The sequence below is a fragment of the Mesorhizobium sp. M1428 genome (assembly GCF_040317515.1).
Taxonomy (GTDB): Bacteria; Pseudomonadota; Alphaproteobacteria; order Rhizobiales; family Rhizobiaceae; genus Mesorhizobium.
The window spans coordinates 26,572-39,323 of sequence record NZ_JAMYKT010000004.1 but is presented as its reverse complement, the minus strand read 5'-3'; the positions used below and the strand labels follow the sequence as shown (position 1 = coordinate 39,323).

Below are 12,752 nucleotides of genomic sequence, written 5' to 3'. Positions count from 1 at the left end.
CCCGCCGATCAGGTCTTGCAATTGCCGTCAAAGGGCACGGCGCCTCCCTCCCCCTCGAGGGGAGGGTGCCTCGCGAAGCGAGGCAGGTGGGGTCGGCCGAGGCAGCGCGCCATCGTCGTTCGACCGCGCCTTTCAGCAACGATCAAGCCGCGGCCTGCCTCGGCCGACCCCCTCTGTCGCCTTCGGCGACATCTCCCCCTCGAGGGGGGAGACAACGCTTCGCCGCGCTCTTACTTCGCCGGCTTGTACCAGCTGTCGAGGCCGTCCTGCAGCTTCTTGGCGGCCGCTTCCGGCGTGTCGGTGCCGTTGATGACGTTGGCCGATTCAACCCACGTCTCGTTTTCGAGGTTCGGCGTGCCGCGCGACAGGATCTGGTAGGTCGAGCGGATCGTCGACTTGCACTTGCCGCGCCAGGAGACGAATTCCTGGGCCAGCGGGTCTTCCATCTTCACCGGGGTGTTGTTCAGGCTGAAGAAGCCTGGCAGCGCGTTGGCGTAGATGGTGGCGAAATCCGGCGAGGCCACCCAGGACAGGAAGGTCTTGGCCGCATCCGCATTCTTCGAGGCCGCATTGAGGCCCATGCCGATATCGGTGTGGTCGGAGATGTAGCAGGTGTCGCCGGCCTTCTGCACCGGCGGCGGGAAGGCGCCCATCTTGAACTGCGCCTGCGTGTTGAACAGGCCGATCTCCCACGAACCGGCCGGGTAGATGGCGGCGCGGCCGAGCGTGAACAGGTTCTGGCTGTCCGGATAGGTCTGCGCCTCGAAGCCGTCGCCGAGATAGTCCTTCCACTTGGCCAGTTCCTTGAAGGGCTCGACCCACTGCGGATCGGTCAGCTTCTGCTCGCCCTTGATCAGCGCCAGGCGGCCTTCCTCGCCCTTCCAGTAGTTCGGGCCGATGTTCTGGTAGCCCATGGTCGCGGCTTCCCAGAGATCCTTGGTGCCCATTGCCATAGGGATGTAGGTGCCGTCGGCCTTGATCTTGTCGAGCGCGGCGTAGAACTCCTCATTGGTCTCCGGCACTTTGAGGCCGAGCTTGTCGAAGGCGTCCTTGTTGTAGATGAAGCCATGGATGACCGAGGCCATCGGCACGCAGAAGCTCACCTTGCCGTCGTCGGTCTGCCAGGCCGCCTTGGCCACTGGCGAGAAGTTCTCCATGCCGGGCAATGTCGAGATATCGGCAAGATTGCCCTTCTTGAAGAGTTCCAGCGACTTGTCGAACGGGCGGCAGGTGATCAGGTCGCCGGCCGAGCCGGCGGCGAGCTTGGCGCCGAGGGCGGCGTCATATTCGGTTGGCGCCGACGGCGCGAACACCACCTTGATGCCCGGGTTCTTGGCTTCGAAGGCCGGGATCAGCTTGTCCTTCCAGATGGCAAGGTCGTCGCCTCGCCAGCTTTCGATGTTGAGCGTTACGTCGTCGGCATAAGCCACCCCGGCGGAGCCGAGAATGCTGGTGCCGAGAAGAAGTGCCGTCAGTAGCTTCGTTGTCATGCTCAGTCTCCCTGTTGACCTTTTTCAGGTTCGGTTTTGATGAGAACAGAGGCATTGCGCCCCTTGCTCCCCTCGATCGCGGAAAGGGCTGGCCGCAGCTTGTGGCCGGTCCCTTCCAATATCTTCTCGGCTGCATCGGCGCTGGCGGCGCCGGCGGCGAGCAGAATGGCGGTCTTGACGACGCCGCCGCTCTTTTCGAGCAGGCGGGCTGCCTCGTCCTTGTCGCGCCCGCTTACGGCGGCAACGATGCGTGCGGCGCGGTCGCGCAGCTTGATGTTGTCGGCCATGAGGTTGACCATGTAGCCGTCATGGACATGGCCGAGATGGATGGCGGCGAGCGTCGACAGCATGTTGAGCGCGATCTTCTGGGCGGTACCGGCGCCCATGCGCGTCGAGCCGGCAATCAGCTCCGGCGGCGTTTCGAGCAGGATGGCGATGTCGGCCAGCCGCAGCAGCGGCGCATCCCTGTTGTTGGCGATGGCAATGGTCGCCGCGCCGCGGCGCCTGGCGTCCTCGATCGCCCTGACAGCATAGGGTGTCGAGCCGCTGGCCGAGACGGCGATCAGGCAGTCGCCCTTGCCGATGCGGGCGGCGGCAACTGCTGCCGAAGCTTCCTCGGTGTCGTCCTCCGGCCCGCCGGCCAGTGTCTTGAAGGCCTCCTCGCCGCCGGCGATCAGTATGGCGATGCGGTCGCGCTGGATGCCGAAAGTGCCCGGCAGCTCAAGCGCATCGGCCAGTGCCATCAGGCCCGAACTGCCAGCAGCCGCATAGGCGAGCTTGCCGCCGCTTTTCAGTCTGCTTGCGATGATTTCGGCTGCCGCGGCAATGGCAGGAATGGCGCCGTGCACGGCCTTGGCGGCCTCGATCTGTGCGTTGGCCAAGGAGGAAAGGACGGCTTCCGGGGCCTGGATATCCAGTCCCTCGGCATTGTGGTGAAGCGCTTCGGTGCGCGTTTCGGCCATCCGCTTTCCTCCAATCGAGAAAACCATACCAAAAAAATACCACTTGTCCACACGCATTAATGAAATCGTTGCGGCGGTGCAGGCTTGCGGACGAAATTGGCTGATTTTCCAACAAACTACGCCTTAACTTTTTTGAAACAGAAATTAATCCTTGGCTATTGGTATTTTATTGGTATTATCCGCCCGGAGGAGAAATCGCGTGAAATTCGTGCTCGGCATCGATGGCGGCGGCACCAGCTGCAGGGCGGCCCTTGCAACGGCCGACGGCAGCCTCCTCGGCCGCGCCAAAAGCGGTGCCGCCAACATCCGCACCGATCTCACCGGCGCCAGGGCCAATATCGTCGATGCAGCGCACCAGGCCTTTGTCGCCGCGGGCAGAGATCCCGGACTGATCCCGCAAACTCCGGCCGTTCTCGGCCTTGCCGGCGCCAATGTCGGCACCTATCGGCAGCAGCTGGAAGCGATCCTGCCGTTCCGCAGCAGCCGTGTCGAGACCGACGCCGAGATCGCACTTGAAGGCGCGGTCGGCTCCGGCGACGGCGCCATGGCCATACTCGGCACCGGCACCGCCTATATGGCGCGCAAACAAGGCAAGTCGCGCGCCATCGGCGGCTGGGGGTTCCAGGTCGGCGACCAGGGCAGCGGCGCCCGTATCGGCCGCGACCTGCTCGAACAGACGCTGCTCGCCTATGACGGCATCCGCCAGGGATCGCCGCTGACAGAGGCCATGCTCGCCATCTTCCGCAACAATCCCGAGGATGTGGTCGAGTTCACCACCAATGCCAAGCCCGGCGACTTCGGCGGCTTCGCGCCCAAGGTGTTCGAACATGCCGAAAAAGGCGACGCCGTCGCTATCTCGATCCTCGACAAGGCGGTCGCCGATGTCGAGGCAGCGCTTGGCGTGCTCGACCTGGGTGGCGACGATCCGCTCTGCCTGCTCGGCGGGCTGGCGCCGCTTTACGCGCCGCGCCTGTCGGCCCGCTACCGGGCGCTGCTGAAACCGCCGCTCGACGACGCGCTGGGCGGCGCGGTGCAGATGGCGGTTCGGATTTTTGCGAACACGGCGGAGGCAGCGCGATGAGCGAGGCCGCCGACCAGATATTCGCGGCGCTGAGACAATCGTCGCAGAGCGGCGCACCGCTCTATCTGCAGCTGAGGAAAAGCATCGAGGATGCGGTCAAACGCGGGCTGATCGGACCGGGCGATGCGCTGCCATCGGAGCGCGACATCGCCAGCAAGGCCGATATTTCGCGCGTCACCGTGCGCAAGGCGGTGCAAGACCTGGTCAAGGGCGGCATCCTCGTCCAGCGGCATGGTTCCGGCACCTTCGTTGCGCCGCGCATGGAGCGCGTCGAGCAGTCGCTGTCGATGCTGACCTCGTTTACTGAAGACATGGCGCGGCGCGGCATGGCGGTGCGTTCGGCCTGGCTCGACCGCGGCCTCTATCCGCCGTCGCCCGACGAGATGATGGTGCTCGGCCTGGCGTCGAACGAACTGGTGGCGCGCGTGGCGCGCCTTCGCATCGCCAACGACACGCCGCTGGCGATCGAGCGCGCCTCGCTATCGACAAGCGTGCTGCCCGATCCGGCGGCGATCGGTTCGTCTCTCTACGCCGCGCTGGAAAAGACCGGCAACAGGCCGGTGCGGGCGGTGCAGCGCATTTCCGCCACCAATCTCGGCGATAGCGACGCGCATCTGCTGGAAGTGCCGCCGGGCATTGCCGGCCTGCACATCGAGCGTATCTCCTATCTGGCGAGCGGCAAGGTGATCGAGTTCACCCGCTCCATCTACAGGGGCGACGCCTATGATTTTGTCGCCGAACTCCGGCTGAGCGGGCCGGGCGAAGAGGGCCGGCCATGAGCGCAACAATTACCCATATGCGGCGCGAGATCGAGGAGATCCCGGAGGCCACCGCCCGCCTGCTCGACGGTTCGGCCGCGGTGCTGACGGAAGCCGGACGCGGCATTCGCGAGCGCGACCCGAATTTCGTCGTCACCGTGGCGCGCGGCTCGTCCGACCATGCCGCGACCTTCATGAAATATGCCGTGGAGCTGACCGCCGGGCTGGCGGTTGCATCGGTCGGCCCGTCGATCGCCTCGATCTATGGCGCCAAGCTGAAGCTGGGCGGCTCGGCCTGCCTGGCGATCTCGCAGTCCGGCAAGAGCCCGGACATCGTCGCAATGGCTCAAGCGGCGCGGGCCGGCGGATCGCTGACCGTCGCCATCACCAACACCGCCGATTCGCCGCTCGCGCGCGCCTCGGATTACGCCATCGATATCTTGGCCGGACCGGAGCTCAGCGTCGCGGCGACCAAGACCTTCGTCAATTCGGCGGTCGCCGGCCTCGCCTTGATGGCGCACAGCACCGGCGACGACAAGTTGCTCGCCGCACTCGCCCGCCTGCCGGAGCATTTTCGCAAGGCGATCGCCTGCGACTGGATGGCGCTGGCCGGGGCACTCGAGACGCAAAAATCTCTGTTCATCCTTGGCCGTGGCCCGTCGGCGGCGATCGCCAACGAGGCGGCGCTGAAATTCAAGGAAACCTGCGGCATGCATGCGGAAGCCTATAGTGCCGCCGAGGTCATGCACGGCCCACTGGCGCTGGTCGGTCCCGGCTTCCCTGTGCTGGCTCTGGCTGCTCGCGACGCCTCAGAGCCTTCGGTTGCCGAGACCGCCGACAGCCTGGCCGGCAAGGGCGCCGCCGTCTTTGTGACGTCGAACAAGGCAAAGGGCGCGCGGCCGCTGCCGCATGTCGCCACCGGTCATCCGCTGACCGACCCGCTGACGCTGATCGTGTCGTTCTATGGTTTCGTCGAGGCTTTTGCCCGCCATCGCGGCCTCGACCCCGACACGCCGCCCAATCTGCGCAAGGTGACGGAAACCCTATGAGCGATCGCTTTGCCCTGACTGGCGCCCGGATTTTCGATGGCGACGACTGGCACGACAATGCGGCGCTTGTCGTGCGCGACGGGCTCGTCGAGGCCATCGTTGCCGCCGGCGCCATTCCATCCAATGTTGCGCGTATCGAGACCGGCGGCGGCATGCTGGCGCCTGGCTTCGTCGATCTGCAGGTCAATGGCGGCGGCGGCGTTATGCTCAACGACCATCCCGACCTCGCCTCGATCGAGGCCATCTGCCGGGCGCACGCACCCTTCGGCACGACGGCGCTGTTGCCGACGCTGATTACCGACACGTCCGGGATCACCGCCGCGGCGGTTGCGGCCGGAGCCGAGGCGGCACGGAGGAAGGTGCCGGGGTTCCTGGGCCTGCATCTCGAAGGGCCACATCTGTCGATCGCCCGCAAGGGCGCGCATGACCCGGCTTTGATCCGGCCGATGCTAGACTCCGACCAGGCGATGCTGATCGCCGCACGGAAAAACCTGCCCGTGCTGCTGACGACGGTGGCGCCCGAATCCGTCGAGCCCGGCCAGGTGTCGGCACTTAGCAAGGCCGGCATTGTCGTCAGCATCGGCCATTCCGATACCGGCTATGCCGCGGCTCGCGCCTTTGCCGAGGCCGGCGCAACGGTGGTCACCCATCTGTTCAACGCAATGAGCCAGATCGGCAATCGCGAGCCGGGGCTGGCGGGCGCCGCAATCGATACCGGCACATTCTATGCCGGGATCATCGCCGACGGTATCCATGTCGATCCGGCCACCATGGCCATCGCCTTGCGCGCCAAGCAGGGGCCGGGCAAGATCCTGCTCGTCACCGACGCCATGGCGACGATCGGCACAGACATGACCTCGTTCACGTTGAACGGCCGCACCATCCACCGCAAGGATGGCAGGCTGACACTTGCCGACGGCACGCTGGCGGGCGCTGATCTCGACATGATTTCCGCGGTGCGCTTCGTGCACCGCGTCGTCGGCCTCGGCCTCGACGAAGCCTTGCGCATGGCCTCGCTCTATCCGGCGCAAGCGATCGGCCAGTCGCACCGGCACGGGCGCTTCGCCAAGGGAACCGCCGCCAACATCGTTTCGCTGTCAGACGATCTGGACATTAAAAGCGTCTGGATCGATGGCGCCAAGGTTTTTGCAGCTAACGCTATCCATCCGGCCTAGCCCGGTTTGGACGTATAGAGGTCCTTGTAGGCTTCGCGCAGCAGGTTCTTCTGCACCTTGCCCATCGTGTTGCGCGGCAGTTCGTCGACGAAGACCACCCGTTTCGGATGCTTGTACCTGGCGAGGCGCCCGGCGATGGCCTCGATGATCCCTGCGGCGCTGATGGTCGAGCCCGGCGCCCGCACCACGACAGCGGTGACGCCTTCGCCGAAATCCGGATGGACAACGCCGATGACAGCGCTTTCGGCGACACCAGGCAGCGCGTCGATCTCGCTCTCGACTTCCTTTGGATAGATATTGTAGCCGCCGGAAATGATCAGGTCCTTGCCGCGGCCGACGATGTGGACATAGCCATCGGCATCGATCAGCCCGAGATCGCCGGTGATGAAGAACCCATCGTCACGGAATTCGGCCCTGGTCTTTTCCGGCATGCGCCAGTAGCCGCAAAAGACGTTCGGGCCCTTGACCTCGATCATGCCGACCTCGCCCCGGGCAAGTGTTTCGCCGCCATGGGGATCGGCGATGCGCAGGGAGACGCCGGGCAGGGGAAACCCGACTGTGCCTGCTCGCCGCTCGCCCTCATACGGGTTCGACGTGTTCATGTTGGTCTCGGTCATGCCGTAGCGCTCGAGGATGGCGTGGCCGGTGCGCTCTCGCCAGGTTCTGTGCGTCTCGGCCAAAAGCGGCGCCGAGCCGGAAATGAACAGGCGGATGTTTTTCGCCGCTTGCCGGTTCAAACCGTCCTGCTGCAGCAGGCGGACATAGAAGGTCGGCACGCCCATCAGGACGGTGGCGCGCGGCAGCAGCGAGACGATGCAGGCCGGGTCGAATTTGGTTTCAAACAGCATCGAGGCGCCGGCCATCAGGACGACATTGGTGGCGACGAAAAGGCCATGCGTGTGGAAAACCGGCAGCGCGTGAATCAGCACGTCTGCGGCAGTGAAGCGCCAGAGGTCGACGAGCACCCGCGCATTCGAGGCGAGGTTTTCGTGGCTGAGCATGGCGCCTTTCGAACGGCCGGTGGTCCCGGACGTATAGAGGATCGCAGCAAGGTCGTCCGGTCCGCGCGCCACATCGTGGAAGTCCACGGCCGCCTCAGAGGCGCGATCGGTCAACGAACCCTCGCCCTTGCTGCCGAGTGTCGCGACCGCAGCGCCCGAGGCCTGCGCCAAAGCGCCTATCTCGGTCAGTCGCGCCGGGTCGCAGACGACCAGTCGCGGCTCGGCATCCCTGAAGAAATAGTCGAGCTCGGCCAGTGTATAGGCGGTGTTGAGCGGCAGGAAGATCGCGCCGGCACGCAGGCAGGCGAGATAAAGGAAAATGGCCTCGGGGCTCTTCTCGACCTGAACGGCGACGCGGTCGCCGGCTTCGACGCCCAGCTGCGACAGCGCATGTGCCAGTTGAGCGGAGCGCGCCAGCATTTCGCCATAGCTGATCGAGCGCCGATCCTCTGCCTCCATCAAAAGGCGTTCGGGCGCGGGCATCCGGGCACGGAAAGCATCGAACAGATGGTTGCTCATAAGTCCCCCGAGCCGCGGTTTCCGGGCCAGGCGGCAGCGGTCAGCCGGCCGCCTTGTCCGCCGCCGCCCTGATTGCCTCGATATTTGCCCGGTAGGCCTCGACGCTGCCGCCCTTGAAGATGGCCGCACCGGCGACCAGCACGCTGGCGCCGGCGGCGGTGACCAGGGGCGCAGTTTCAGGCGAAATGCCGCCGTCGATCTCGATCCTGATCGGCCTGCCACCGATCAGCGCCTTCACCCGCTTCACCTTGTCGACGATCGCCGGAATGAAGGCCTGGCCGCCGAAGCCCGGATTGACCGTCATGATCAGGACCAGATCAAGCCGGTCGAGCACGTATTCGATCATCGTTTCCGGTGTCGCCGGGTTGAGCGACACGCCGGCCTTCTTGCCAAGGTTTTTGATCGTCTGCAGCGACCGGTCGAGATGCGGCCCGGCCTCGGCATGCACCGTCATGCCGTCGCAGCCGGCCTCGGCGAAGGCCTCCAGATACGGATCGGCCGGCGCGATCATCAGATGGCAGTCGAAGAAGGCCTTGGTGCGGTTGCGGATCGCCTTGATCACCGGTGGCCCGAAGGTGATGTTGGGGACGAAATGCCCGTCCATGACGTCGAGATGTATCCAGTCGGCGCCGGCCGCCGCCACCGCCTCGACCTCGTCGCCGAGCTTCGAGAAATCGGAAGCCAGCACCGATGGCGCGATCAGGGTTTTTTTGCTCATGGTGCGGCCTTCCTGAACGCCTCAGTTTACAGACCCTCTGTATCGACTGCCTAGACCATGAGTGCGGAAAGTGGAAGCCGGTTTGTCCTTCCGCCGACGCCACGGCTTCAGGTTTGCGCTGCCCTTTCATCTGCCCGCCAAAGAAAAAACCCGCCGGACCGCTCCGGCGGGTTTGGGTGACGCGAACCATCACCGTTTGAAGTTCCGTGCGCGATCCTATTGCTCGAGCTGCGGCTTGCGCCTTGGCACGACCTGCTGAAGAACCTTTGGATTCAGCAGCAGGTTCGGGTTGCGGATCGGCTGGCACTGGCCATTGATCGGCCGCGCGCCAGGTGCGCATTCCAGCCGTGGTTTGCGGCAGGCGCCGTCGCGCAGCTCTGTCCCACGCGGGCAGACGCAGACGCCACGCTTGTTGTGGACCTGACCAGGTATCGGGCACTCCACCACAACAGGCTTCTTGCGCCTGCAGGCATTGCCTTGCACTTCCGTGCCCTTCGGGCAGACGCAATCGCCGTTGGCGTCGTGGATCTGGCCACGGATGGTGCACTGCTCGGGTTTCGGCTCGATTGGCCGGCAGGCACTACCCCTGACTTCGGTGCCCTTCGGGCAGACGCAATCGCCACCGGCGTCGTGGATCTGGCCACGGATCGTGCACTGCTCGGGCCTTGGCTGGATTGGCCGGCAGGCATTGCCTCTGATTTCCGTACCCCTCGGGCAGACGCAATCGCCAACAGCGTTGCGGATCTGGCCAGGAATGGTGCACTGCTCAGGCTTCGGCTGGATTGGCCGGCAGGCACTAGCCCTGACTTCGGTGCCCCGCGGGCAGACGCAATCGCCGGCAGCGTCGTGGATCTGGCCGCGGATCGTGCACTGCTCGGGCTTGGGCTCTTTCCCCACGCAAGCGCCGTTTTCCAGTTCGGTTCCGCGCGGGCAGACGCAGCGTCCGTCTTCGGTACGGATCTGGCCTTTGAGCAGAACGCAAGGTCTTGGCTTCGGCACGATGACCGTGCCGCCGCCGGACGAGCATTGGCCGTTGCGGAAGGTGGTGCCTGGCGGGCAGACGCAGTTGCCGGCGTCGTTCATGACGAAGCCTGCTGAGCATTCCTTCTTCACCTCATTCCTGATGGTGAAGGGATGACAGGCATAGGCCTTGCCGCGATCGCCCTGCACGTTGGCCGCACCGCGGGACAACACGTCGCCCGCGCCTTGCACCGGCGTGTTCGGAGAAAGCACGCCGACGCAGTTCTGGCCATTGACCGTGCCCTGCAGAGTGGCCAGGCGGCCGTCGTCAGGAATGGTCACGATCACATTGTGCACGTGGCTTTCCCCGGCGCCGAGCGTCAAGTTGGCGATGCAGGATAGCGGCAAGGTTGCCGGCTCCGGCGAGCAGCCGAAGGGCGGATCGATCGAGGTGATCGCGACGCCTTCCAGCCGGCCGAGGCCTTCGACGCCGATGGCATCGCCGATGCGAACCGGGCCGGCGAAGGCGCTCGCGCCATCGTTCGTGATGGTGATCTCGAACGAGCAGGGCTGGCCGGGCTTGCACTCGGCGTCGCCGGTCTTCTCGACGCGGATAGTCGAGGCGCCGCCGCCCTTGGCGCAGGCCTGGCCGATCGGATAGACGATGTCGTCTCCTGGAGCCGGGCCGTAGGAGCCGCGTGCGCAGTTCTCGAATTCGCCACCCGCGGCAACCGTCACGTCGAAATGGCGGCTGGTTCCGGGCGTCATAACGGCGCCGGGAATCTGGCAGGACAGTGTGTTGGCCGGTACCGGTCCGCAAGCCCATTCCGGCCCGTCTGGGGCGACGGTCTGGATCTGGACCGGCGCTCCGCCGGCCATCAGCGTCGCGGCATCGTTGACCCGCACCGGACCGGTCGGGGCAGTGGTGCCGAGGCTGATGACGGTAATGCGGCAGGAAACGACCGCAGCGCCGGCCAGCGAACCATTGCACACCTTGGTGATGCGCAGGGCCGGCTGGCCGCCATTGGGATGACGGATGCGTTCCTTGGCGCAGGTCCTGTTGTTGGTGAGGTCGTCCTCACCGGGAATAGCCTTCACCTCGGCGCAGTTCTCGACGGTATCGGGCCGGTAGTTGGCCGGCATCACCGCCTTGACGAAGATCGGCGTCGAGGCGCCAGGCAACAGCACGATGCCGGCATTGTCGCAGTGGAACTGGCCGGGGCCGTTCGGTCCGCATGTCCATGGCGGCGTCGGGCCGAAGGTCGAGGATGCCGGCACGCCGCCCGGATAGGTATCGACGACCGTCAGCGGCCCGTTATAGGGGACGCTGCCGTTGTTGATAATGTCGATCACGAAGGTGCAGACGCCATCGGCCGAACAGAATTCGGTGCGGGCGCGCTTCTTCAGAATCATGTCGACCTTCTTCTCCACCGGCGGCCGGCAGTCACGGTCACGATCGCCACGCCGGCAGACCGGGATCGAAGCACAGCCGCGATCGTTTTGCTGGCTGCCGAAAAGCGGCTTGCCGCTGGCGCCATAATTGTAGGTGGCGCAGTTGCGCAAGACGCTGCCTCGCCAGCCTGCGGCCGGCTTGAAGCCGAGCTCGAGGTCGACAGAGGCACCCGGATTGAGCGTGGTCACCGGATGAGTGCAAATCATCGGGGTGGTTCCAGGCGCGCAGACCCAAGGCGGGTTCGGCCCTGAATCGAGGGTGGAGCCGGCCGGCAGGGTAACTTCGTCGAGCACGATCTTGCCGTGGTAGGGTGCATCGCCGACATTGGTGACCCTGATGGTGAAGTCGCAGCCGCCGCCCATCGTGCAACGTTGCACGTCGGCGTGCTTTTCGACTTTCAGATCCGGTTCCTTGTCCTTCGGCGGGCAGCGCTGACCACGCGGGATGACGATATCGATGGTCTGCGTGCAGCACAGGCCCCAGCCCTCCTTCGGGCCGGCATAGGTTTCGATACCGGTGACGATGATGTGGATGACGTCGCCGGGTGAAGCGCCGACGATCTTCCAATTGAGCACACCGCCGCCGACCGGCACCAATTGCGTGTCGGGAATGATGGTGATGCCGGGTGTCGTCGTCGAAAGCTGCACCCATTTGCCGGCCATCTCTGGGCCGACCGGCATGTGGTAGATGAAGGCGCCGCCGCCGGGCACGCAATCAACCGTGCCGCGCTCCACCTTGAAGCATTCCTTGCCGGGAGGTGGGGGCGGCGGGTTGCACCTGGTGACGTTGATCTTGATCGAGGTCTTTGCACCCGTGAGATAATTGCCGTCGTCCGGCTTGCCCGGATCCTGCGACGGGATTTCCATGCCGGCGCCGCGTTCGCGGCTCACCTTGACCATGCCCTGGTTGTGAACGATCGTCGGCGACGGAAACGCCGCATGGTCGATCTTGGCGGTGATCTGGAACGTGATGACGCGCTCGTTCGCAGCGCCGATGCCGTCGAGGTCGCTGGCGGAAATCCGGAAATCGGACACCGTCGCGGTATCGTCCGGGCCAGCCGAACTGCTGATCGCAGCGCCGGGCAGCGGTCCGCCGGACGCATCGGTGCCGTCGCCGGTCACATGTACGCCGACGATGCGCAGGCCGTGCGGGAGCTGGTCCCTGAAATCGAGCCTGGCCTTTTTCAGCATGGCCGCGAGGCCGGGGCTGGCAAAACCCTGCGGATTGCCGCGCAAGCCAAAGCTCAGCGAATATACGACATAGTCGCAGCCTCGCTGGGTGCCTTTCTTGGTGAAGAAGGGCACGATCCGGCCCGGCTCCGGATTGACGATGCGAGGATTGTCGAAATCGAGCTTGGTATCTGGAATGACAGCACCCGCATCGGCAGGCTTGATCTTGGCCGGAGCGAGGTCTTCAGCGAAGCCTTGCAGCGGACTCAGCATGGCGACCGCGATACCGGCCGCCATCAGCCAGCGCGCGCCGCGCCTGGCGAGTGACAGGGGTTTCATGATGGTCTCCATGACGAATGATTGTTTGCCGGTTGATTGGCTGCTCGTCGCAGGCGGGAAAAGTGCAAGATTGCTCAT

Annotated in this window: 9 protein-coding genes; 4 read left to right on the top strand and 5 right to left on the bottom strand. The window is 65.1% G+C overall.

The window, feature by feature from the left end:
• Positions 1–230: 230 nt before the first annotated feature.
• Together NKG60_RS07215 and NKG60_RS07210 are read right to left on the bottom strand one after the other, a co-directional pair.
• The gene (locus NKG60_RS07215) at positions 231–1,490 is read right to left on the bottom strand and encodes an ABC transporter substrate-binding protein (protein WP_352862916.1); all 1,260 of its coding nucleotides are present in this window, start codon (positions 1,488–1,490) and stop codon (positions 231–233) included.
• Between the two features lie 2 nt (positions 1,491–1,492).
• Positions 1,493–2,452 (bottom strand): N-acetylmuramic acid 6-phosphate etherase, encoded by a 960-nt coding sequence (locus NKG60_RS07210; protein WP_352862915.1) that lies wholly within the window; start codon positions 2,450–2,452, stop codon positions 1,493–1,495.
• A gap of 199 nt (positions 2,453–2,651) precedes the next feature.
• Here NKG60_RS07210 and NKG60_RS07205 point away from each other — a divergent pair, with 199 nt between their 5' ends.
• The 4 genes from NKG60_RS07205 to nagA are packed head-to-tail and all read left to right on the top strand — an operon-like array spanning position 2,652 to position 6,515.
• Complete coding sequence (locus NKG60_RS07205) at positions 2,652–3,533, top strand: glucosamine kinase nucleotide-binding domain-containing protein (RefSeq protein ID WP_352663871.1); 882 nt, start codon at positions 2,652–2,654, stop codon at positions 3,531–3,533.
• The gene (locus NKG60_RS07200; protein ID WP_352663873.1) at positions 3,530–4,312 is read left to right on the top strand and encodes a GntR family transcriptional regulator; all 783 of its coding nucleotides are present in this window, start codon (positions 3,530–3,532) and stop codon (positions 4,310–4,312) included. The genes NKG60_RS07205 and NKG60_RS07200 overlap by 4 nt, the downstream gene beginning before the upstream one ends.
• Positions 4,309–5,340 carry an SIS domain-containing protein gene (locus NKG60_RS07195; protein ID WP_352663875.1) on the top strand — a complete coding sequence of 344 codons (1,032 nt, stop codon included), beginning with the start codon at positions 4,309–4,311 and terminating at the stop codon, positions 5,338–5,340. Before NKG60_RS07200 ends, NKG60_RS07195 begins: the two co-directional genes overlap by 4 nt.
• Positions 5,337–6,515, top strand: coding sequence for an N-acetylglucosamine-6-phosphate deacetylase (nagA, locus tag NKG60_RS07190; protein WP_352663877.1), 1,179 nt, complete (start codon positions 5,337–5,339; stop codon positions 6,513–6,515). Before NKG60_RS07195 ends, nagA begins: the two co-directional genes overlap by 4 nt.
• On the opposite strand, the gene NKG60_RS07185 is transcribed toward nagA, so the two are convergent.
• From NKG60_RS07185 to NKG60_RS07175, 3 genes are all read right to left on the bottom strand, one after another.
• Complete coding sequence (locus NKG60_RS07185) at positions 6,512–8,035, bottom strand: malonate--CoA ligase (protein WP_352862914.1); 1,524 nt, start codon at positions 8,033–8,035, stop codon at positions 6,512–6,514. The two genes, nagA and NKG60_RS07185, sit on opposite strands and share 4 nt — an antisense overlap.
• 40 nt (positions 8,036–8,075) lie before the next feature.
• On the bottom strand, positions 8,076–8,753 hold the full coding sequence (gene rpe, locus NKG60_RS07180; protein ID WP_352663881.1) for a ribulose-phosphate 3-epimerase: 678 nt from the start codon (positions 8,751–8,753) through the stop codon (positions 8,076–8,078).
• Positions 8,754–8,969: 216 nt separating this feature from the next.
• The gene (locus NKG60_RS07175; protein WP_352862913.1) at positions 8,970–12,752 is read right to left on the bottom strand and encodes a DUF7929 domain-containing protein; all 3,783 of its coding nucleotides are present in this window, start codon (positions 12,750–12,752) and stop codon (positions 8,970–8,972) included.